This is a genomic window from Variovorax glucosi (assembly GCF_051216695.1).
In the GTDB taxonomy this organism is placed as follows: Bacteria; Pseudomonadota; Gammaproteobacteria; order Burkholderiales; family Burkholderiaceae_C; genus Variovorax.
Map to the genome: position 1 here is coordinate 504363 of NZ_JBPJZE010000003.1, position 21511 is coordinate 525873.

The following is a 21511-nucleotide window of genomic DNA, read 5'->3' on the forward strand; positions in this document are numbered from 1 at the left end:
GGAAGTCTCTTTCGGGTTCTTGGTTGCGGTGTTGGGTCTGTTCGAGAAGTTCAGGCAGCCGGTGCCAGCGTCCGCGCATCGGCATCCGCCCAGCCCAGGCGAACGCGTTCGCCCTGCGCATACGGTCGTGCGATGAAGGCCGCTTCGCCGAGCAACACCGACACGCTCTTGCCGGCGGATGCGGCATCGGCAAGGGCGAGCCCCAGGAGCACATAGGTGCCCTGGTATTCGACATCGGTGATCTCGGCGGAGAGGGCGTTGGCGCCCAGGCTGTACGCGGCGCTTTCCGGCACGATGTGCATGTGGTCGTTGCGCACGGCCACTTTCCCCGTCGGTACGTCGAGCACGTTGTGGCCGCCCATGAAGCGCGCGACGAATTCGCTGGCCGGATGGTTGTAGACCTCGCGCGGCGGGCCCACCTGCTCGATCAGGCCGTGGTTCATCACCACCATCGTGTCGGCCAGCGCCATCGCTTCTTCCTGCGAATGGGTGACGTGGATGAAAGTCAGGCCGAGTTCCTTCTGCCAGCGGCGCAGTTCGGCGCGCATCTGGATGCGCAGGAACGGGTCGAGGGCCGAAAGCGGCTCGTCGAGCAGCAGCACGCGGGGCTCGGTGATCAGCGCGCGCGCCAGCGCCACGCGCTGTTGCTGTCCGCCGGAGAGTTCACCCGGCTTGCGCTCGGCCAGGTGACCCATCGCCACGCGCGCCAGCAGATCGTTGGCACGCGAATGACGCTCGGCCTTGCCGACGCCCTTCATCTTCAGGCTGAAGGCCACGTTGTCGAGAGCGGACAGGTGCGGAAACAGCGCGAAGCTCTGGAACATCATGGCCGTGCCGCGCGCTGCGGCGGGCAGATCGGTGATGTTCCGGTTGTCCAGCAGGATGTCGCCGGAAGTCACTGACTCGTGGCCCGCGATCATGCGCAGCGTCGTGCTCTTGCCGCAGCCCGACGGGCCCAGCAGACAGCAGTAGCTGCCGCTCTCTATGCGCAGATCGATGCTGTCTACGGCGGCAGGCGTACCGGCTGCATAGCGCTTGGTCAGCGAAACGATTTCGACGGCGGCGGGGGTGGGAACGACAGCTTCCATGCCCCGACATCGCAAGACATATGCCAAGTCGACAGGCACCAGGAAGGTGCGCGTCCGAAAACAACGAGGTGCCATCTCTGTGCACAAGTTGCCATTTCAATTCCAAACAATATGCAACGTCTGATCCGTAGCCGCTAATATTCGGCGCTCCGAACAACGCAGAAAAGCGCCGATCGACTCCCGTTCGGCGCGGCATGGTCACCGAACTCGCAAGATGGATACTGAAGTCACTATCGGTCTGGGCTTGCTGACGCTGGTGTTCGCCACCCTCGCGATCAGCCTCGCGACACCGGAAAACCGCATACCCTTTGCCATTCACATCGTTTTCGTGAACGGCTGCGCCTACATCATCGCCAACCTCAAGTGAGGACGTGAGATGCGACCGGAGGCTCAAGGCGGCGGCGCAAAGCGAGCCGTGGCAATCGATCCGAGCAGCGCTTCGCGCTGGTTGCGGCTAATGCCGCGGATTCCTTCTGCTACCCATTTCGCCCGCGCCGCGTCGATGCTTCCGGTGCGCCGCCATTCGGCCAGTTCTGCGGACGGTTTGTGCAGCATGGCGGCCAACCAGACGGCCTGTGCAGGCTCCAGCGCGCGGGCGCTCCGGCCGAAATAGCGTCTCGATGCAGCCTCCGCTCCGCAGACCGTCCCTCCCCAGGGCGCGTTGTCGAGATACAGCTGAAGGATGCGCGCCTTGCCGAGCGTTTCTTCCATTTCCACCGCGTAGAGCAGCTCGCGCAGCTTGCGTTCGCTGCTGCGCTCGCTGCCGGTGAAGAGCAGCTTGGCCAGTTGCTGAGTCACTGTGCTCGCGCCGCGCTCCACCGCGCCGGTCTTGTGATTGCCGCTCGCGGCCGCACCGAGCTCTACCAGGTCGTAACCGGGATGCGTGAAGAAACGCTGATCCTCGGCTGCCACCACCGCGCGTGCGAGCCAGCTGTCGTTCGCCAGCCGCGCTGACGGCCCGCAACTGTTGCTGCGCGCACCGACGACAGCCTCGGTACCCAGTCCTTCGACCCTGAACTGCGATACGCGAGGCTGCAGGACCAGTTCGCCGGCCGGCAACACGACACGGCCATGCATGGCGAGACTGCCGCCGATCCGCGCCTGCCGAAGTTCCTGGAGGTCCGGCGCCAGCACCGCATACCAGCGGGTCAGCGGTGCGTCGTCGATATCGGCGTCGATCTGCAGCGAGGTCTGCGACAGTCGGCCGTCCCAGCGGCCTCGCAGGGATTCTTCCTTGTCGGCCTTCGCATCGAAGCGGCCGAACAGCCGGTTGCCATCACGGCGGACCGTGACCGTGAGTTGCGCAACACGCAAGGGCTGGCTTCCCAGTGCGGGCACCGGCGCGCTGCAGGGTGCGCAATCGAGCATGAGGCTGCCGCTGCTTTCTTCCCAACCCAGACGCACGGGGCCGTAGCGCGTATCGACGTCGAATCCGGCCAGCCGAGGCGCAAGCCATGGTGACGTCAGGAGACGCATCGTCGTCGGCACGCCAACATCGAGCGTGACCGGTCCCAGCCGCCAGGGGACCATCCACTCGCCGGTCGCTGGCGCGAGCAGCAATCTGGCGATCAGGATCAGTGCGACGAGTGAGGTGACGACCAGCGCCAGCAACGCGAACAACAGGAAACGCAGCGTTCTTTTCAAAATTCCCTCGACGAATCAGCTCGGTGCCGCTCTTTCCACTCGTGTCACCGCTTGCCAGGGACCTTGCGAACGGCCACCCGCAGCGGCCCAGTACCAGGCTGAAGTGTCGGTGAAAGCGATGCCCGCGGCATCGACGATGCGCTCGCAAACGCGCAGGGTTTGCCCTTGCTTGCCGGTCCGGTTTTTCACTGTGGAGAAGCAGCGCCACATCCGCGCCTGCGCGTCGCGCTCCAGCCTTGCCTGGTCGATGCGATAGCCGAGCGCGCGGTAGCAGTCCGCTGCGGGATGCAGCATGCGCGTCGGCGCGTCGACCCGGCGCAGCACGAACATGCGTTCGCCATCCGTCATGCGTGCAATGGCGCCCGGAAACTGCTGCGCGAAACGGTGTTCGACGTCGGTCAGAGCCAGCGGCCGCAACACTGAGCCGTCCCATGCTGCGGGCCACTCGTTGAACCTGCCGCCGGACGGTGCGGTCGAGGAAGCGGAATAAGACGCGCCGGCGAATCCGCCGATCAGGCTCAGCATCATCGCGACCGCGAACAGCGTCTTGTGCGCGACGCGGTCGATGAAGCGGTTCTGCAGCAGCAACCCGCCAGACGACGCGCCTCGACGTGCTTTCCCGGGCGTTGCGTCTTGCGTTTTCTCATATGTCATGGCCCAGCAGATGCTTCCGCACACGAATGCCAGCAGCGCCAGCCCCCACACGTCGTGCGCCCAGGGCGCCAGCGGCTGCCCGGTTGCCTCGAAGCCAACCAGAACGCTGTTCCGCACGATATTGCCCGCCAGCACCGACAGACCCACGACGGGAAGCCGGGCGACGAAGCTTCGATCGACGCGACGCACCCACAGCGCCACGACGCAGGCGGTGAAATAGCCGAGCCAGACCATCTGAACGCCGGAACAGGGCGCATCGACGATGACCTGGAGTCCGTCGACGACCAGTGTGCTGCCTTCGCGCGTCACGTCGAAGCCCGGCATCAGCAACCAGCGGCTCGCTTCCGCCGTGACGACGCGCAGCGGATAGCCGGCATAGAACTGCAGCGACGACAACAACGGCAAGGCCAGCACGGCCAGACCGACGACCGGAAACGCCGCCGTTCGTCGCGGCAGGAAGGCGAGAAGTCCGCACGACCAGGCCAGCACGGCAATCAGCCCGGTCACCAGAGGCGGAACCATTGCGCCCCCGTTCAGCACGCTGGCCGTCGTGGTGCCGATGGATGCGAGGAGCAACCAGCCGAGACGCGGCGTCGCGCGCAGCTCGCGACGTACGGTCCAGAGCAGCAACGCGAGCGCTGCGATCGCGAGGAGGCCGAGCGGATCGTCGGAGCCGTCGCGCAGGCGCGCGGCCATCCATCGCCAGGTCGGCCACAGCGCCGCAGCCTGCAGGCCAAGCCATGCACAGGCCGGGACGCGGTCGATCCGGATGCCGTTGTCGACGATGCGTGGATGGCGCAGCGCAAGAGTCGCCAACGACAGGCCGCCGATCGGAGAGGCTAGGGCAGGAAATCGCATCTTCTTCCCCTCGCTCAGGCGGTGAAACGGCGTGGATCGTGCCGGCGCGCGCGCCGCCGCAGCATGGCGAGCATCGACAGCACCACGGCGACCGCACCCAGCAGTTCCGGCTCCGGCGTGCTTGGCACCGCTGCGCCGAAGCTCTGCGCTTCGCTCAATGCGGATTCGCCGACGCCCTGCGGCAAAGGCAAGGGCTGATCCACGCCGACCGTGTTCTGCGGCGCGGCATTCCGGACCACTTCGTCAACGGCGATGAAGCTGGTGTACTGCGTCAGCAGGCTGTACTTCAGCCCAAGCTCGGTGATGGCCCTGGTCAGCATGTCACCGCCCTCGAGCGCTTCCTGGTCGCTCAGCGATGCAATGCGGTGACGTGCCCAGAGCGCGCGCAGCGCCGGCGCGTTGCCGTGGTTTTCCGATCTGCCATCGACTGCGATTTCATGCCGGTACGGCCCGTTCGCGCCCTGGCCTTCGATGATCATGCGGCCCTTGGCCTCGCCACGCCATTTGCCGAACACGATCACCGGCCGTTCGCCCAGCACGTCGGGCAGCGCGGCCGGTTCGACGTCGTACACGTCCAGTCCTTCGAATCTCGCTTTCACGCCGGTCAGCACCGGCGACTCGACCATGCGGCGAAAACGCGCGGCCTGCTCGGGTGCCTGCACCGGGTCGGTGATGATGAAAGGCTCGCCCATGCCGGCGCGCGCCAGTCCCTCCATGAGATGCCGGTTGACCGACGAGCCGATGCCGAAGGCGAAGAGGTTGGCTTTCGACAGGTTCTTCCGGACCAGTTCGAAGGCTTCGCGCTCCACCGTCACGTAGCCGTCGGTGACGACGACCACCGTGCGCGAGACGTCCGGTGCCTTCGGCTCCGCATAGACGCGCTTCAACGCAGGAATCAGCTCGGTACTGCCGCCGCCTTCGTGACCCTGGATCGTCGCCAGCGCCTTCGATATGTTGGCGCGCGTCGCAAGCACCGACTTCGGCGACAGCATCCTGTTGCTGCCCGAAAACAGCAGCACGTTGAAGGTGTCGCTGGGCCGCAGTCCGCCGATCAGGCGTTCGAGCGTCGCCTTCGCCGTGTCGAGCGGAAAGCCGTGCATCGAACCCGAGATGTCGACCACGAAGATGTAGTCGCGCGGCGATAACGCATCGGCTGCGATCGACTTTGGCGGCTCGATCATGGCGAGGAAGAAGTTTTCGGTGCCCTCGCCGGTTCCTTTGCCGGCTCCGTTGCCCTGGCCCCTGTAGAGGATCAGCCCCGACTCGATCTTCTCGCCGGCCAGCCGGTAGTCGAGCACGAAGTCGCGGTCGGCGGTGCTGTCCGCGACGACCACGTCGGCATGGCGGTCGTCTTCCTTCTTCTTCACGCCGATGGCATGCGTCGTGGAGCGGATCTCCTTCAGCCCCATCGGCGTGTCCATCGCAATCTTGAGCTGGAAGCCGGCATTCGACGGCTTGCCGCCGCGCAGCGTCGGCTGTGCGACCCAGGTCGATTGCGCTTCTGTGGATTGCGGGCTGTTGTAGCGCGGCCCGACCACCGTCGGAAACACGAACTGGTAGTTGCCGGCATTCGGCACCAGCAATTCGGTATAGCGAAGTTCGACCTTTACATCGTCGCCCGGCAGGATGTTGGCGACATTCATCTGGAACACATTCGGCAGGTGCTGTTCGAGCAGCGCCGCGGTCTTTCCCTCTTTCTTGGCCACGTCGTATTCGATGCGCGCCTGTTGCTTTTCACGGATCTGCGCGGTGATGAGGCGATCGCCCAGCCGAACATTGAGACCGCCGACCGCGGCCTTCGTCGAGCCCGGGAAGACATAGCGCGCTTCGATGGCGCGCCGACCTTCGTTGCGGTAGGTCTGCGTGACGGTCACGTCCGCGATCACGCCGGAGATCTTCACGTCGACAGCGGTGTTCTTCAGCGGCAGCGCGTCGACATACGGATCGTCGCTCCTGACGAAGAAGTAGGGGCTCCCGGTACGTTGCCTGTCGCTGGAGGCGTCGGCAGATCGTTCCTGCGCATTCAGCGGACGGGCCGTGAGCAGCACGACGGCGAAGGCCGCGAGAGCGAGGGTTGCGGCCCAGATGAAACGGGGTAGTCGAGGCATGGCGTCAATCCTTGTGTCGTCGTGCGGTTTGCACGGTGACGCAATGTCGGCAACGCCCGGGAAGCCAGTGTGAAGTCTGTGTGAAGTCAGCGCTTTTTCAGCGGCAGCGTGAGCACGGCCAGTGCGCCGCCGCCGCGCGCGTTGCCGAGTTCTGCCTTGCCGCGATGCAGCGTCGCGATCTCCTTCACGAACGCCAGCCCGAGTCCGGTGCTTTTCTTCGCGCTGTGCGGCCGCGCGAGCGAATAGAAGCGCTGGAAGACTTTGTCCCGCGCGTAATCCGGAATGCCAGGGCCGCTGTCGCGCACGCTGACTTGTGCATCGCGTGCGCTCGCATCGAGGCCGATGCGCACCTCGCTGCCTTCGGGTGCAAAGTCGATGGCGTTGTCGAGCAGATTGCTCGCAGCGCGGCGCAGCAGGAACGGATCGCCTTCGACCACGGGCTCGGCGCGCAGGTCGAGCACGATGCGCAGATTGCGCGCAGCAGCCGCACCGCGCGCACTGGCGACGACATCGTCCAGCAGCGAGGCCAGACCGACCGGCTCCGTGCGGTCGAGCACACGGCGTGTTTCGAGCGCCGTGAGTTCCATCATCCGGTCGACGATTTCCTGGATGCGCAGCGTTTCACGCGCGATATTGCCGAGGAAACGTTCGCGTTCCTCCTGCGGCATCGCCGGTTCCTGCAGCAGTTCGGCGGCGCCACGAATCGCCGACAAGGGGCTTTTCACTTCATGCGTGAAGGTCTGAACGTAGTCGGCGACGTAATTGCGGCCGGTCAGCGCATCGCGCATTTCCCGAAAACCGCCGCGCAACGTGTCGACGGCGCGTCGGACCATGCGCGACAGGCTCAGGCGCTGCTGTGTCCGGACCCAGGCGAGATAGTCGGCGATCAGTCCGAAAGGCCGCACCAGCCAGGCAGACACGATCACCGCCAGCACCAGCAGCGCGAAAGCCGAGCCGACGCCGACCCACAGCGTGCGCGCCCGCGCATCCTCGATGAACTGGCCAAAGCTCCGGATCGGCTTTCCGATGCCGACCATGCCGACGATCTCGTCGTTCCAGCGGATCGGTGCGCCGACATACATCACGGAGGTGCGGGCATCGCTTTCGACATCGCGCGAGGTGCGTGCGCCGTAGAGCCCCGCCAGCGAACGGCTGACGTCGTTCCAGCGCGAAAAGTCGGCGCCGGTCTGCAGGCCGCGCGAATCGAAAAGCACGCGTCCGTTCCTGTCGGTGACATAGACGCGCATGTCGACGCGGCTCTTGTGCAGGTTGTAGATCTGCGCCGAGAACTGGCGCGATGCGAGCGACTGGAAGACCGGTTCCAGCTTCGCCGTGTTGATGGCACCGGCGACGACGTCCTGCTCGACCAGGCTCGCCATCAGCTGCGAAGTGTCGACCAGCGATTCTTCCGCCGATTCGCGGTAGCGCGGATCGATATCCGCCACCACGCTGTAGAGCAGGAAAGCGATGCCAGCCGCATAGATCAGCAGGATGCCGAGAAAGATTCGCGAGCGCTTGTTCATCCTGCCGGGAGGGTGCGCGAAGCCGGAAGGTCCTCGTTCAGCGCATAGCCGGTGCCGCGCAGCGTGCGGATGGGCTCGACTTCGGGCGCGACGGCCTTCAGCTTGGCGCGCAGCGTCTTGACGTGGGCATCGACGGTGCGATCGAAAGTGTCGCCCGGATCGTCCCAGACTCGCGCCATCAGTTCGTCGCGTGTGTAGACGCGGCCAGGGCGTTGCACCAGCAGGCGCAGCAGTCCGTACTCGTAGCGAGACAGTTCCAGGATGCAGTCGTAGTAGCGGATCCGATGCCTCGCCTCATCCACCAGGAACGGCCGTGATGCGTTTTCTTCCCTTTGGACGGGGTGGACCACAGGAAACGGGGTCGAGGCGCGCACGCTGCGTCTCAGGATGGTTCTGACCCTTGCCACGAGTTCTCTTGGAGAAAAAGGTTTCGCGATGTAGTCGTCGGCTCCGAGCTCGAGACCGACCACCCGATCGATTTCGTCGCTGCGAGCCGTCAGAAACAGCATCGGCACCTCGATGCCGCCCGTCGCGCGACTGATGGCATGCAGCCGCTTGAACAGTTCGAAGCCGTTCAGGTCAGGCAGACCGATGTCCAGGATGGCCAGCGCCGGCGGTTCCCGCATGAATTCGGAGATGGCCGCCTCGGCCGTCGCACACCAGACGGGTGTGAAGCCATCGCTTCTCAGCACGTATTGCAGCGTATCGGCGATGCCCGATTCGTCTTCAGCGATCAGGATTTTCGGTTTGAACCCGGCAGGCAGTGCGCTCATGCGTCGGATGTTAGCCAGCCCGCTGCGATGTCCGCGACGCGGACGGAGCTGTTTATTTCGCGGCAGGCTTGCGCCTGCTTCCTATCTCTTATTTCTCTTATTTAAATTAGTAGTAGTAGATAAGGGACGCACTTTTCTGTGGACAGGTCACTTTTCATCAATCCTGACAACGGCTTGCATCACTTTTTTCCATGTGTGCAGCCGCGTTTTCTGCTGTCGCGGCCAAAGGGACAACTTCGGCTGAGCCCACCCCCCTGTGGATAACCCCCCGGTTGTGCCGGATCGCTCCCCAGAGTTGTCCTTTGACAGCATCGCGAAATTCTGTGAAAGGAGGAATTCATCACAGAAAATGCACTGCTTAAATTTTGAGCACCGCGTTGTTTTCCTATATAGAACAACGACTTGCGAGCCCTCTACATGGAAGTGCCCGGGTTATCCACAGAGTTGCTCAGGCTTTGTGGGGAGAAAGCCTGCGATCGAAATAAGCTGGCTTTCAAACATCAAGGATCTGGATATGAACCCCACCGAAACCGCTGCGATCGTGAAACTCAGCCTTCTGGCCGCTTTCGTCGACGGCGAAAAGCATGAACGCGAGCGATCGGAGATCAAACGCATCGCCGAGAACCTGTCGCAGGCCGACGGCATTCATCTGCCCACGCTCTATCAGGACGTGTTGATAAAACGTGTATCGCTTTCCGATGTGGCGTCAGCGCTCACCACCGATGACGCCCGGCAACTGGCTTATGAAATGGCGGTCTGCGTCTGCGACGCGGATGGCGCCCAGAGCAGGGCGGAACAGGAGTTCCTTCGCGAGGTGCGCACTTCGCTGGGTCTGGACGCCGGAACGGCCGCTGCCTTCACGCAGGATGCGGAGGCGTTGGCTGCCGTGCCGCTGGCCGCCGGCACGGCTTTGGCTGCCGCCTCTGCCGCGACGTCGGATGCCGGTCCGGTCGTCACATCGGCAGCGGTCGATGAGGTCGAACTCGACAAGGCGATCCTGAATGCTGCCATCCTGAACGGCGCGCTCGAACTGCTGCCCGAAACGCTGTCGACGATGGCGATCATTCCGCTGCAGATGAAGCTGGTCTACCGTATCGGCAAGGCGCATGGCTACACGCTAGACAGCGGTCACGTGAAGGACTTTCTGGCGACGGTCGGCGTCGGCCTGACTTCGCAGTACCTCGAACAGGCCGGACGAAAGCTTCTGGGCGGGTTGCTCGGCAAGGTCGGCGGCGGGCTGTTGCGCGGCCTGGGCAATCAGGCGGTCAGCTCGGGGATGAGCTTTGCCAGCACCTATGCGCTGGGGCATGTGGCGAAGCGCTATTACGGTGGAGGTCGCACCCTGTCGACGCAGATGCTGAAGGACACCTATGCCAGCGTCACGCAGGAAGGCAAGAGCCTGCAGACGCGCTACCTGCCGGCGATCCAGGAAAAAGCCCGCACGCTGAATCCGTCGCAGGTCCTGGCGATGGTGCGCGGCGCCTAGCTTCCTGCCAGGTCTTCCAGGATAGGACAGTCCGGTCGTGCGTCTCCGTGGCAGCAATGCACGAGCGTCGACAGCGTGCGCTGCATTGCCTGCATATCGGCGATGCGCTGCTCGAGTTCGGCCAGGTGTTTCTCCGCGATGCGCTTGACGCTGCTGCTCGCACGGCGGCGGTTCTGCCAGAGCCCCATCAGTTCGGAGATCTCATCGATGGAAAAACCGAGGTCGCGCGCGCGCTTGATGAAACGCAGGCTATGGATGTCGGCTTCGGTGTACTGGCGATAGCCCTTCTCGGTGCGCGCCACGCGACCGAGCAGGCCGAGACCTTCGTAGTGCCGCAACATGCGCGCCGACACGCCCGAGCGTTCGGCAGCCTCGCCAATACTGAGCAACATGGTTTCGTTCACCGGAGACCGGATCATCGAACCTCGTAGCCGGCGTTCTCGATCGCCGCCGCAAGGTCGGTGCGCGGCTGCTCGCTCACCACATCGACGTGGCCGGTCGCCAGGTCGACCGTGACCTGCGCTTCGGGGTCGACGGTCTGAACCGCGTTCTGGACCGCATTGACGCAATGCCCGCAACTCATGCCGGCGACTTCGAATTTCTGGCTCATGGTGTTCCTCGGAATTTGGCTGCTAAAGATTCGCAGTCTGGACTTTCACACGATGTGAAGGTCAAGCGCTGGAGACTTGACCTTTCCATGATGTGAGGCTTTAACCTGACGTCATGAATGCACTACATGGCACGCCATCGGCGAACGACACGGTCGACATCTCCATCGGAGGGATGACCTGCGCATCGTGCGTGATGCGCGTCGAGCGGGCGCTCCGGCAGGTGCCGGGTGTCGAGACCGTCGCCGTCAATCTCGCGACCGAGTCGGCGCGGGTTTCGTTGACTGCTCACGAAGGCGGGGCAGACGAAGCAATCGACGCGCGTCTGCGCCGCGCCGTTCGCACCGCCGGGTATGAGCCGCGTTCCGCAGCGGCTGCCGAATCCGCCTTGTCCGAGTCGCCTTGGCATGGCTTCGCACCTGTCGCTGCCGGCCTCCTGCTTTCCGCGCCGTTGCTCGCGCCGATGTTGCTGCAGCCTTTCGGCATCCACGCGATGCTGTCGCCGTGGTGGCAACTGTTGCTCGCCGCGCCGGTGCAGTTCTGGCTCGGCGCGCGTTTCTATCGCGCCGGCTGGCATGCGGCGCGCGCACTCACCGGCAACATGGATCTGCTGGTCGCGCTCGGCACCAGCGCGGCTTTCGGCTTGTCGCTTTGGCTATGGTGGAGCGCAGAGTCTGGCAATTCGGGCGACATGCCGCATCTGTACTTCGAAGCCTCGGCGGTCGTGATCTCGCTGGTGTTGCTGGGAAAGTGGCTAGAGGCACGCGCCAAGCGTCAGGCAACGTCGGCGATCCGCGCATTGCAGCAACTCCGGCCGGAAGTCGCGCACCTGGTGGGTCCGCGCACCGAGACCGATGTGCCCTTGTCCGAAGTGATGGCCGGCGACCGGCTCGCCGTGCGTCCGGGCGAGCGCATACCTGCCGACGGAAAAGTGCACGAAGGTCAGTCGGAAGTCGACGAGTCGATGCTGACCGGCGAGCCGCTGCCGGTCGCGAAAGCATCGGGCGACGCCGTGACCGGAGGCTCGGTCAACGGCGACGGCCGTCTGGTGATCGAGGTGCGTGCCGTCGGCGCCGAAAGCGTGCTGGCGCGGATCATCCGGCTGGTCGAAGACGCACAGGCTGCCAAGGCACCGATACAGCGTCTGGTCGACAGGGTGGCTGCTGTTTTCGTACCGGTGGTGATAGGCATCGCACTGCTGACGCTGGTGGGCTGGCTGCTCGTCGGCGCAGGCGTGGAGACGGCGCTGATCCACGCAGTCGCCGTACTGGTCATCGCGTGTCCGTGCGCACTCGGCCTGGCGACGCCGGTGGCGGTGATGGCCGGCACCGGCGTGGCTGCGAAGCACGGCATCCTGATAAAGGACGCACGCGCGCTCGAACTCGCGCACAAGGTCGACACAGTGGCGTTCGACAAGACCGGCACCCTGACGCTCGGCCGGCCGACGTTGACCGCGCTGCTGCCGGCGACCGATGCCGTTGACGAAGACAGATTGCTGGCAGTGGCAGCCAGTCTTCAGAGCGGAAGCGAACATCCGCTGGCGCGCGCGGTCGTGCAGGCGGCGGAAAAGAAGGGCATCGCGGTGGCTGCGCCGCGCGACGTGCGCGCGATGCCAGGCCGTGGCGTTCGCGGATTCGTGGGGACGAACGGCACGGCGGACGACGGTGAATACGCCATCGCCAGCTTGCGCTGGTGCGCTGAACTCGGCGTGGTCCCGGACCCCTCCGAAGTGGCGCGCCTGCAGTCGCAAGGCGCGACGGTGTCCGCGCTACTGGAGTTCGGCGAACCGATGAGCGCCGACGATGCCGTCGCGCCGCGTATGCAGGCATTGCTCGCTTTCAGCGACGAGCCGAAGCCTCACGCCGCCGAAGCGGTCGCGGCCTTGCGCGCACGCGGACTGCGCGTGGTGATGATCTCGGGCGACAACCTGCAGGCGGCGCAGGCCATGGCTGCGCGTGTCGGCATCGCGCCCGAAGACGTGCGTGCCGACGTGTTGCCAGCGGACAAGGCATCGCAGGTGACTGCGCTGCGAGAGGGCGGACACATCGTCGCGATGGTCGGCGACGGCGCCAACGACGCGCCGGCGCTTGCTGCGGCAGATGTCGGCATCGCGATGGCCAACGGCACCGACGTGGCGATGGAAGCAGCCGGTATCACGCTGATGCGCGGCGACCTGGCGCTGGTGGCGCAGGCGCTGGACCTGTCGGCGCGCACGGTGTCGAAGATCCGGCAGAACCTGTTCTGGGCCTTTGCCTACAACGTCGTCGGGATTCCGTTTGCGGCGTTCGGGTTGTTGAGCCCGGTTGTCGCTGGAGCGGCAATGGCGGCTTCGAGTGTGAGCGTGATGGCGAATGCGTTGTTGTTGCGGCGGAGGGGGAAGTGATGTGTGGGGGGAGGGGCGTCGGCGGGTGGCTGAGGCTGGGGACGGCAGTCGCCACCGGTCCTTCGGACTTCGCGGCTGCGCCGGAGGCTCAACAGCCGACCCCAGCCTCAGCCACCCACCGACGCCCCAGGGCACGATCGTTGTACATCTCTCAGCAGCGAGCGCAACAGTCGCGCCACCCAAAGCCCGGCAGGTGAAGCGCTTGGGACGACCCCTCTGCGCCGCTGAGGAGCGCAGCCTTTCGCGGATCAGGGCCAAAGCTGTTTGAGCGAAGCGAGTTCTTTGGACCCCGCGAAATGCGAGCACCGCAAGGAAGCCCGAAGGGCCGGCGCAGTGGGGTCGTCCCAAGCGCTTCACCTGCCGGGCGGACCCAAATAGCGACCAATCCTGCCTATTCAAGCAAGTATCCAGAGAGCGGTGACGAACAAGGCAGCCTGTGCCAACCAGGCCCAGACCAAAGACCACCGCCCATCCGCAACCTTGCCGATCACCCAAAGCCCGGCCGTCCCCAAGCCCAGCAGCAGCGCGCTCACACCGAACGACAGCTCATCCGCCTGCCACAAAAATCCCAGCAGCACACCTGTCCACAGCATGAACTGCAATCCGCTCGACAACCGCTGCGCCCGCGTTGCCTCAGGTTCGTACATACGCACCGCGTCGATGGAAAAGTCGCCTTCCGGAAAACGCGCCGCCACATCCGCAGGCCGCCAGCCCGGCGCCCTGAAGCACACGCGCAGCTTGTCGCTCCACCGCCGCGTATGCCATGCGTCGCGCAGCAGAGGTGTGTACGGCCCGAGCACCGCACGCACCGGGCTCCAGCTGTCCAACTGCTTGCGAGTTCCGTAGATGCAGGGTTCGGATTCTTCCTTGAACGTACCGAACATCCGGTCCCAGATCACCAGCATCCCGCCGTAGTTGCGGTCGACATACCCGTCGTTCACCGCGTGGTGCACACGATGGTTCGAAGGCGACGAAAAGATGCGGTCGAACCAGCCCAGCTTGCCGATGTGCTCCGTGTGGATCCAGAACTGATACACCAGCACCACCAGCCCCGCCACGCCGAACTGCTCCGGCGGCACGCCGATCAGCGCCATCGGCAGATAGAAAGGCCAACCCAGGAATGCGACCGTGCTTTCCTGTCGCAACGCCGTCGAAAAGTTGAAGCGCTGGCTCTGGTGATGCACCGAATGCGCAGCCCAGAGCACGGCGACTTCATGACCCGCGCGATGCAGCCAGTAGTCGCAGAAATCGAACAGCAGGATCGCGACGATCCAGCCCATGGCACTGTCCCAGAACGCAGGCTTTGGCCACAGCGCGATCAGCGGAAACACCATCGCGTAGATGCCGATCTGGAACAGCTGCGTGCACACGGCCAGGCCCTGGCTCAGCAGTCCCTGGCCGAGGCTCGAGATGCTGTCTTCCAGACGGTAGGTGTTGCGCTGCCTGAACCAGCCATAGAGCCATTCGCAGGCCATCAGGAGGACGAAGATCGGAACGGCGAGAACGACGATGCGGTGCACTTCAGTGGTCGTTGGTGGTAGTCAGTCGGCGTGGGATGCGATCAGCACGGCATTGGTGCCGCCGAAGGCGAACGAGTTCGACATCGCATGACGGATGCCCGGCGCTGCGCGCGACGAGCCACACACCAGATCGATCGCGAACGCAGGATCTGGTGTTTCCAGGTTGGCATTGGGTGGAAGGGATTCCTCTGCCAGCGCACGCAGCGCGACGATCGCCTCCAGCACGCCGCCGCCGCCCAGCAGGTGACCGTGGATCGCCTTGGTGGAGCTCACAGGTACCGCACCGCCGAACACCGCATGGATCGAGGCCGCTTCGGCTGCATCGCCGGCGCCGGTGGCGGTGCCGTGGGCGTTGATGTAGCCGATGTCCTCGGGACGCAGGCCGGCGTCCTTGAGTGCGGCGCGCATCGCGCGGGCCTGGCCGCCTGGGTCCGGATTGGTCATGTGCACGCTGTCGCAGTTCGTCGCGTAGCCCGACAGCGTCATCGACGGCGATGCGCCACGTGCGCGCGCATGCGCTTCGGATTCGATCACCAGTGCCGCGGCGCCTTCGCCGAGCGCGAAGCCGGTGCGGTCGGCCGAGAACGGTCGGCACGCGGTTTCCGGTGCGCCTTCGGGCGGCGGGGCCGTGACGCGCATCGAATGCCAGCTGGCGAGCGTCGCCGGCGTGAGCATCGACTCGTGGCCGCCGACGATCGCGACATCGATCCAGCCACCGCGGATGGCACGCATCGCCTCGCCGATCGCGACCGCCGACGAAGCGCATGCGCAGGCGTAGGTCAGTGCGGCACCGCGGGCGCCAAAGAGCAGCGCGATTTCCGCCGCAGCGGCATTGGGCATCGTCGTCAGGACGGTGGTCGGTCGCACGCGCCTGCTTTCCGAGTAGAGGCTGCGTGCGGTGTTGTCGAAGGTGGCGGAGCCGGCCATGCCGCTGCCCCAGTAGACGCCGAGGCGCTCGCCGTCGAGCGTGAAGCCGGTGTCCGTGTCGGCGTCTTCGGTTGCCGCACCGATGCCGGATTGCGTCCACGCATCCTTCGCGGCTGCGATCGCCATGGCGGTGCCGCGGTCCAGCGGCAATCGCGAAGTGCTGCGCGCATTGGAATCGTCGAAGTCGCAGGCAGCGATGGCGAGCGTCATCTCGTCGAGCGTGCCGATCTTCAGCTTCTGGGCGCGAATGGCCGAGCGGCCGTTGAACAGGGCTTCGTCGAAGTCCGCCAGCGTGTGGCCGAGCGGCGTGACGAAGCCCATGCCCGCGACCGCGATGCGCGCGGCGTGCAGGGTGTTGGCAGGCGTGGGGCGCACGGCGGCGCGCACGGTAGGCGTGGCGAACGAAGCTTTCATGATGTTCGGTTCAGTTCAGTTCAGGCCTGCATGGCGAGCGGCGTCGTCTTGGTCGCCGAGGCTGCGGGTTGCGCCTGCATGCTGTCGATCACTTCGCAAAGGCGTTGCAGCGTGATGCCGGCTTCGCGCGGGTCGAGGCGGTCTTCGGGAATGCGCAGTCGGAAAGAGTCTTCGACTGCGAAGACGAATTCCATCAGCGCCAGCGAGTCGAGCCCGAGTTCGCCGAGCGCCGCTTCGGGATGGATGTCGGTGCGCGACATGCGGAAATCCTTCTCGAGGATGCCGACGATGGTGTTGAAGGTGGGGGTGTTCATGATGTCTCCTGGATGACCTTGAAGAAAAACGAAGGCGAGAACCGCGCCTTCAAGCGGTGCCGTGCGCGATGGACGCGGCGAATTCGACCGTCTCGCGGACCACCTGCTGGCGGTCGTTGTCGATGGTGATCATGTGAAAGCTGTTGCCCAGCACGACCGAGCGGAAGGCGCTGCAGCCGAGCCCCTGCGCCAGGATGCCGAGGTTGGCGACGCTTGCCACCTCGTCCTCGCGCGCATGCAGCGCAAGCACGCTGTTGCAGACGACCTTCGCGAGGTTCTTGCGCAGGTGGCGCAGCAGCCGGTCGTGTTCGCGCAGATGGCTGACGCCGATGATCGAACTGCCGGCGCTGGAGATGCGGCGGGTGCGGAGTTCGCGCTCGATCCAGGCGCGCACGCGTTCGTTCTTGACGCCGTAGGGCGCGCGTTCCTTGTATTTCCAGAAGCGGCCGAGCGGCGTGTACAGCATCACCGGCAGCAGGAAATGCAGCCTGGGCACGGCCCAGCCGTCGAACTGCAGCGTGGTCGACATCAGCACCAGCGCATCGACGCGCGCGCCGCAGCGGATGGCCGCGCCCAGCGCCAGCGAAGCGCCGGCGGAGATTCCGATGAGCATCACGCGGTCGTGCGTTTCGCGCAGCGTATCGACGCGCCGCTCGATGGTGTCGATCCAACCCTCGAAAGGCGTGGCCGCCTGCACGTCGGACGCGGCGTTGAACGAGTAGCCGTCGATGGCCATCGGCTCCACCGCGTAGCCGAGGCTGCGCAGCGACGACTCGACAGAGCGCAGCTCGTCGGGTGTGCTGCAGAGTCCGTGCAGCAGGAGTACGGCCATGCGGCCGGCCTCGGCATGCGCCAGGGTGGAAGGGTCGAAAAAATCGCGCGCGCTCATGAGTTCGTCCTCAGGTTGTCGTCCGTCGTTTTTGGATTGGCGCCGGTCTTGCGCCGTGGCTTGAACCAGGCCACGTACAGCGCCGGCAGCACCACCAGCGTCAGCAGCGTGGCGGTGAAGAGACCGCCGATCACCACGATGGCCAGCGGCCGTTGCGTCTCCGAACCGATCTCGTGCGAGAGCGCCATCGGCAGCAGTCCGAGCGCAGCCAGCATCGCCGTCATCAGCACCGTGCGCAGCCGCTGCATCGAGCCCAGCCGCACCGCTTCGACCACGTCGTGGCCTTCGTTGCGCAGTTGCTGGAATACCGACAGCATCACCACGCCGTTCAGCACCGACTGGCCCGACAGCGCGATGAAGCCGATGGCCGCCGACACCGACAGCGGAATGCCGAAGACCCACAGCGCGACGAAGCCGCCGATCAGCGCGAGCGGCACGTTCAGCAGGATGAGCGAGGCGATCTTCAGCGACTTGAACGCATCGAACAGCAGCACGAAGATCAGCAGCAGCGAGATCGGCACGACCACCGCCAGCCGCTTCATCGCGCGTTCCTGGTTCTCGAATTCGCCCGACCAGTTGACCTGGTAGCCGGACGGCACCTTCACGTTCTGCTCGACGCGCGCCTTCATGTCGGCCACCACCGAGCCCATGTCGCGGCCGGCGATGAAGATGCCGATGGCGGTGGTGCGGCGGCCCGATTCGCGGGCGATGTTCATCGCGCCGGTGGTTTCGCGCACGTTCACCACGTCGCCCAGCGTCACGAAGCCGCCGTCGGGCGTCGCGATGGGTGTGCGGCGCAGGTTGGACATCACGCGTTCTTCCGGCGGCAGGCGCACGGCGACCGCGAACTTGCGCTCGCCTTCCCACAGGCTGGTCGCGGCCTTGCCGGCGAGCGCGGCTTCGATCACGTCCTGGATGTCGCCGACGTTCAGGCCGTAGCGCGAGGCGCGGTCGCGGTCGATGTCCAGCAGCAGTTGCGGCACCTGGCCGTCGCGGTCGATCTCGGCGCGGACCACGCCCGGCACCTGCTTGACTTCGCGGGCGATCTGGTCGGTCACCTGCTTCATCAGCGCCAGGTCGTCGCCAGCCAGCTTGATCACGATCTGGCCCTTGATCTGCGAGATCGACTCCAGCACGTTGTCGCGGATCGGCTGCGAGAACGCCGGATCGATGCTCGGGATCGCCGAAAGCACCCGGTTCATCTCCTCGGTGATCTTCTCGCGCGTCATGCCCTTGCGCCACTCTTCCTCGGGCTTGATGTCGACGAAGATCTCGGCCATCGAGATGGTCTTGGGATCGGTGCCGTCTTCCGGCTGGCCGGCCTTGGACACCGTGGTGCGCACCTCTGGAATCGTCAGCAGCGCCTTGCGCGCCATGTGCAGGATGCGCGAGGCTTCCTGCGTCGACACGTTCGGCGACAGCGTGAAGTTGACCCAGGTCGTGCCTTCGTTCAGCTCCGGCAGGAACTCCGAGCCGAGCCGCGAAGCGACGACGGTCGTCACGCCGAAAGCGGCCAGCGCGATGACCACCACCGTGCTGCGGCGGCGCAGCGCCCAGTCGAGGATCGGCGCGTAGAAATGCTTGGCGCCGCGCACCACGCGGTTGTCGCCGTGCGGCAGTTTCTTGCGCAGCATCCAGAACGCCAGCAGCGGCACCAGCGTGAGCGAGAAGATCAGCGAGCCGATCAGCGCGGACGTCACAGACAGCGCCATCGGCTGGAAGATCCGGCCTTCGTGCCGCTGCAGCGCGAAGATCGGGATGTGCGCCGCGATGATGATCAGCATCGAGAACAGCGTCGGGCGGCCGACCTCGGTGACCGCCTTGACGATCACCGCGCGTCGCTCCTGCGGGTCCATCGTCTCCTTCTTCTCGGCCAGTCGATGCATGATGTTTTCGATCACGATCACTGCGCCGTCCACGATGATGCCGAAGTCCATGGCGCCGAGCGACAGCAGGTTGGCCGGCACGCCCATGATCTTCAGGCCCATGAAGGTCGAAAGCAGCGCCAGCGGAATCACCACCACCACGGCCAGGCTGGCGCGGAAGTTCGACAGGAAGATGTACAGCACCACCGACACCAGCAGCGCGCCTTCGACCAGGTTGCGGAACACGGTCGAGAGCGTCTTCTCCATCAGCCAGGTACGGTCGTAGAACGGCGTGATCTTCACGCCCGGCGGCAGGGCCTTGGCGTTCAGCTCCTCGATCTTTTCCTTCACGCCCTTGAGCACCACGCTCGGGTTCTCGCCCTTGCGCATGATCACGATGCCGGTGACCACGTCGTCGTCGTTGTCCTGGCCGACCACGCCCAGGCGCGGCACGGCGCCGATCTTCACCTGCGCGATGTCGCGGATCAGGATCGGCGTGCCGTTGCGCGCCGCGACCACGATGCGGCCGATGTCGTCGGCCGACTGCAGCAGGCCCAGTCCGCGGATCGTGTACTGCTGCGCGCCTTGCCGCACATAGCTGCCTCCGGCGTTGGAATTGCCGCGGCCCAGTGCGTCGAGCAGGTTCTGGAACGTGACCTTGTATGCGCGCAGCTTGTCGAGGTCGGGTTGCACCTCGTACTGCTTGATCGCGCCGCCCATCGCGACCACGTCGGCCACGCCGGGTACCTGGCGCAGGCCGCGCTCGACGGTCCAGTCTTCCAGCGTGCGCAACTCGGTCGTCGACAGGCCGTCGCCGCGCAGGCGATACCGCATGATTTCGCCGACCGGTGTGGCGTTGGGTGCGATGTCGGCTTCGACGCCGTCGGGCAGGTCGATGCCGCGCAGGCGTTCGGCCACCTGCTGGCGGGCCAGGTTGACTTCGGCCTTGTCGTCATAGGTGACGACGGTGAAGGACAGGCCGAACTGCGTGTGCGAGAACACGCGGATCGAATTCGGCAGGCCGGCCAGCGCCACTTCGATCGGCAATGTGACCTGCTTCTCGACCTCTTCCGCTGCGCGGCCGGGGAAGAGCGAAATGATCGTGACCTGCGTGTCGGTGACGTCGGGGAAAGCTTCGACCGAAAGATTCTTGAACGCGAAGATGCCCGCCATGGCGAACAGCAGCGTCCCGAGGACGATGAACAGCGGCTGATGGAGCGCGTACTGGACCAGGCGCTTCATTTCTTCGCGGCTCCGCTGGCGGCGTCGGCGGAACCCGACGGCATGGCGTCCTCACGGGCCACTGCGAACTGGCGAGCCAGCAGCAGGGCGTTGTCGGCCACCACCTGTTCGCCTGCAGCCAGGCCCTTCACGACGACCACTTCCTGCGTGCCGATGTGGCCGAGCACCACCTTGCGCGGCTCGAAGATGCCGGGCTGGACCTGCACGTAGACGGTCTGGTTCGAGCCGTCGAGCGTGACGGCGCGCGCCGGCACCACGGTGCCTTCGAGCGCTTCGGTCACCACGGCCGTCACCAGCATTTCGCCCTTGAGGCGGCGGTCCGGGTTGTCGATGACGCCGCGGATCTTGATGGTGCGCGTGGTCGGGTCGATGAAATCCGAAGCGGCCGTGACGCGGCCGGTGAAGGTCTCGTCCGGATAGGCCGGCACCTGCAGCGTGAACGTCGCACCGGCGCGCAGGCTGCCGACGTCGTTTTCCTTGGCGTCGATCTGGACCCAGAGCGAAGTCGGGTCGGTCACGACGAAGAGCGCCTGCATGCCCGCGCCGGACTGGTCGGGACGCAGTTCCTGGCCGGGGTTGATGTTGCGCTCGACCACCACGCCGTTGATGCCCGAGCGCAATCCGAAGCGCTGGTTCACGCCCGAGCCGCCTGCGTACATCGTCGTGCGGGCATTGGCGCGCGAGGCTTCCGCCTGCGAACGGGCATTGTCGGCCTCGGCCTGTTCCAGGTCCTTGCGGGCGATGATGCCGGCCTCGAACAGCTCGCGCTGGCGCTGCAGGTTCTTGCGCGAGAAAGACATGTCGGCCTGCGCCTTGGCCGTGTCGGCCTGCGCGATGCCGAAGTCCGGCGAGGCGAGTTGCGCGAGCAGGTCGCCCGCCTTCACGCGCTGGCCGACGTCGGCCTTGATCTCGGTCACGCGGCCGGCGAAGGGCGCGAACATGCGCTGCGTGCGCTCTTCGTTCCAGACCAGGCGGGCGGGCAGGTCGACGCGCACGCTCCGGCCCGAAGTCGCGGGAACCACGGCCAGCAGCTTGAGCTGCGGATGGTCGGGGGAGAAGCGGATCTGGTTGCCCTGCACGCTGGGTGCGGGCGGCTCGGCCTGGGCGGTCGGCGCGGTACGTTCGCCGCAGCCGGCAAGCAGCAGGACGGCCAGCATGGTGGCGGAGGCCACCGGCCGGAAGGAAGAGATGAGGACGTTCATGGAAGCAGTCACT

General features: G+C 65.5%; 17 protein-coding genes. 3 read left to right on the top strand and 14 right to left on the bottom strand.

The window, feature by feature from the left end; translation table 11 throughout:
* Nucleotides 1-50: 50 nt before the first annotated feature.
* Nucleotides 51-1088 (bottom strand): ABC transporter ATP-binding protein, encoded by a 1038-nt coding sequence (locus tag ACSFA3_RS17070; RefSeq protein WP_435506670.1) that lies wholly within the window; start codon nucleotides 1086-1088, stop codon nucleotides 51-53.
* Between the two features lie 214 nt (nucleotides 1089-1302).
* Here ACSFA3_RS17070 and ACSFA3_RS17075 point away from each other — a divergent pair, with 214 nt between their 5' ends.
* The gene (locus tag ACSFA3_RS17075; protein ID WP_435506671.1) at nucleotides 1303-1455 is read left to right on the top strand and encodes a hypothetical protein; all 153 of its coding nucleotides are present in this window, start codon (nucleotides 1303-1305) and stop codon (nucleotides 1453-1455) included.
* A gap of 23 nt (nucleotides 1456-1478) precedes the next feature.
* Here the strand turns inward: ACSFA3_RS17075 and ACSFA3_RS17080 are convergent, their stop codons facing one another.
* The 5 genes from ACSFA3_RS17080 to creB form a co-directional block, all read right to left on the bottom strand.
* Entirely contained in the window at nucleotides 1479-2732 is a 1254-nt protein-coding gene (locus tag ACSFA3_RS17080) for a biosynthetic peptidoglycan transglycosylase (RefSeq protein ID WP_435506672.1), read from the bottom strand.
* Nucleotides 2733-2747: 15 nt separating this feature from the next.
* Nucleotides 2748-4244, bottom strand: coding sequence for an exosortase Q (gene xrtQ / locus ACSFA3_RS17085; RefSeq protein WP_435506673.1), 1497 nt, complete (start codon nucleotides 4242-4244; stop codon nucleotides 2748-2750).
* A 14-nt stretch (nucleotides 4245-4258) separates the two neighbouring features.
* Nucleotides 4259-6352: a VIT and vWA domain-containing protein gene (locus ACSFA3_RS17090; RefSeq protein WP_435506674.1), complete on the bottom strand. Its 2094-nt coding sequence runs from the start codon at nucleotides 6350-6352 to the stop codon at nucleotides 4259-4261.
* 86 nt (nucleotides 6353-6438) lie between these two features.
* On the bottom strand, nucleotides 6439-7875 hold the full coding sequence (creC, locus tag ACSFA3_RS17095; RefSeq protein WP_435506675.1) for a two-component system sensor histidine kinase CreC: 1437 nt from the start codon (nucleotides 7873-7875) through the stop codon (nucleotides 6439-6441).
* Nucleotides 7872-8648, bottom strand: a complete 777-nt coding sequence (creB, locus tag ACSFA3_RS17100; RefSeq protein ID WP_435506676.1) for a two-component system response regulator CreB — start codon at nucleotides 8646-8648, stop codon at nucleotides 7872-7874. The genes creC and creB overlap by 4 nt, the downstream gene beginning before the upstream one ends.
* A gap of 514 nt (nucleotides 8649-9162) precedes the next feature.
* Between creB and ACSFA3_RS17105 the strand changes: the two genes are divergently transcribed.
* Nucleotides 9163-10134 carry a YcjF family protein gene (locus tag ACSFA3_RS17105; RefSeq protein WP_435506677.1) on the top strand — a complete coding sequence of 324 codons (972 nt, stop codon included), beginning with the start codon at nucleotides 9163-9165 and terminating at the stop codon, nucleotides 10132-10134.
* Here ACSFA3_RS17105 and cueR read toward each other — a convergent pair.
* Together cueR and ACSFA3_RS17115 are read right to left on the bottom strand one after the other, a co-directional pair.
* Nucleotides 10131-10526 (bottom strand): Cu(I)-responsive transcriptional regulator, encoded by a 396-nt coding sequence (gene cueR, locus ACSFA3_RS17110; RefSeq protein WP_435506678.1) that lies wholly within the window; start codon nucleotides 10524-10526, stop codon nucleotides 10131-10133. The two genes, ACSFA3_RS17105 and cueR, sit on opposite strands and share 4 nt — an antisense overlap.
* A 23-nt stretch (nucleotides 10527-10549) precedes the next feature.
* Nucleotides 10550-10744 carry a heavy-metal-associated domain-containing protein gene (locus ACSFA3_RS17115; RefSeq protein WP_435506679.1) on the bottom strand — a complete coding sequence of 65 codons (195 nt, stop codon included), beginning with the start codon at nucleotides 10742-10744 and terminating at the stop codon, nucleotides 10550-10552.
* A 113-nt stretch (nucleotides 10745-10857) separates the two neighbouring features.
* Between ACSFA3_RS17115 and ACSFA3_RS17120 the strand changes: the two genes are divergently transcribed.
* Nucleotides 10858-13125 (top strand): heavy metal translocating P-type ATPase, encoded by a 2268-nt coding sequence (locus ACSFA3_RS17120; protein ID WP_435506680.1) that lies wholly within the window; start codon nucleotides 10858-10860, stop codon nucleotides 13123-13125.
* Between the two features lie 395 nt (nucleotides 13126-13520).
* Here ACSFA3_RS17120 and ACSFA3_RS17125 read toward each other — a convergent pair whose 3' ends face one another.
* The 6 genes from ACSFA3_RS17125 to ACSFA3_RS17150 are packed head-to-tail and all read right to left on the bottom strand — an operon-like array spanning nucleotide 13521 to nucleotide 21498.
* The gene (locus tag ACSFA3_RS17125; RefSeq protein WP_435506681.1) at nucleotides 13521-14645 is read right to left on the bottom strand and encodes a sterol desaturase family protein; all 1125 of its coding nucleotides are present in this window, start codon (nucleotides 14643-14645) and stop codon (nucleotides 13521-13523) included.
* 21 nt (nucleotides 14646-14666) lie between these two features.
* On the bottom strand, nucleotides 14667-15986 hold the full coding sequence (locus ACSFA3_RS17130) for a beta-ketoacyl-[acyl-carrier-protein] synthase family protein (RefSeq protein WP_435506682.1): 1320 nt from the start codon (nucleotides 15984-15986) through the stop codon (nucleotides 14667-14669).
* A 20-nt stretch (nucleotides 15987-16006) separates the two neighbouring features.
* Nucleotides 16007-16300, bottom strand: coding sequence for an acyl carrier protein (locus ACSFA3_RS17135; RefSeq protein WP_435506683.1), 294 nt, complete (start codon nucleotides 16298-16300; stop codon nucleotides 16007-16009).
* A gap of 49 nt (nucleotides 16301-16349) precedes the next feature.
* Nucleotides 16350-17189, bottom strand: coding sequence for an alpha/beta hydrolase (locus tag ACSFA3_RS17140; RefSeq protein WP_435506684.1), 840 nt, complete (start codon nucleotides 17187-17189; stop codon nucleotides 16350-16352).
* Nucleotides 17186-20296, bottom strand: coding sequence for an efflux RND transporter permease subunit (locus ACSFA3_RS17145; protein ID WP_435506685.1), 3111 nt, complete (start codon nucleotides 20294-20296; stop codon nucleotides 17186-17188). Before ACSFA3_RS17145 ends, ACSFA3_RS17140 begins: the two co-directional genes overlap by 4 nt.
* Nucleotides 20293-21498, bottom strand: coding sequence for an efflux RND transporter periplasmic adaptor subunit (locus tag ACSFA3_RS17150; protein WP_435506686.1), 1206 nt, complete (start codon nucleotides 21496-21498; stop codon nucleotides 20293-20295). The genes ACSFA3_RS17145 and ACSFA3_RS17150 overlap by 4 nt, the downstream gene beginning before the upstream one ends.
* Nucleotides 21499-21511: the final 13 nt, after the last annotated feature.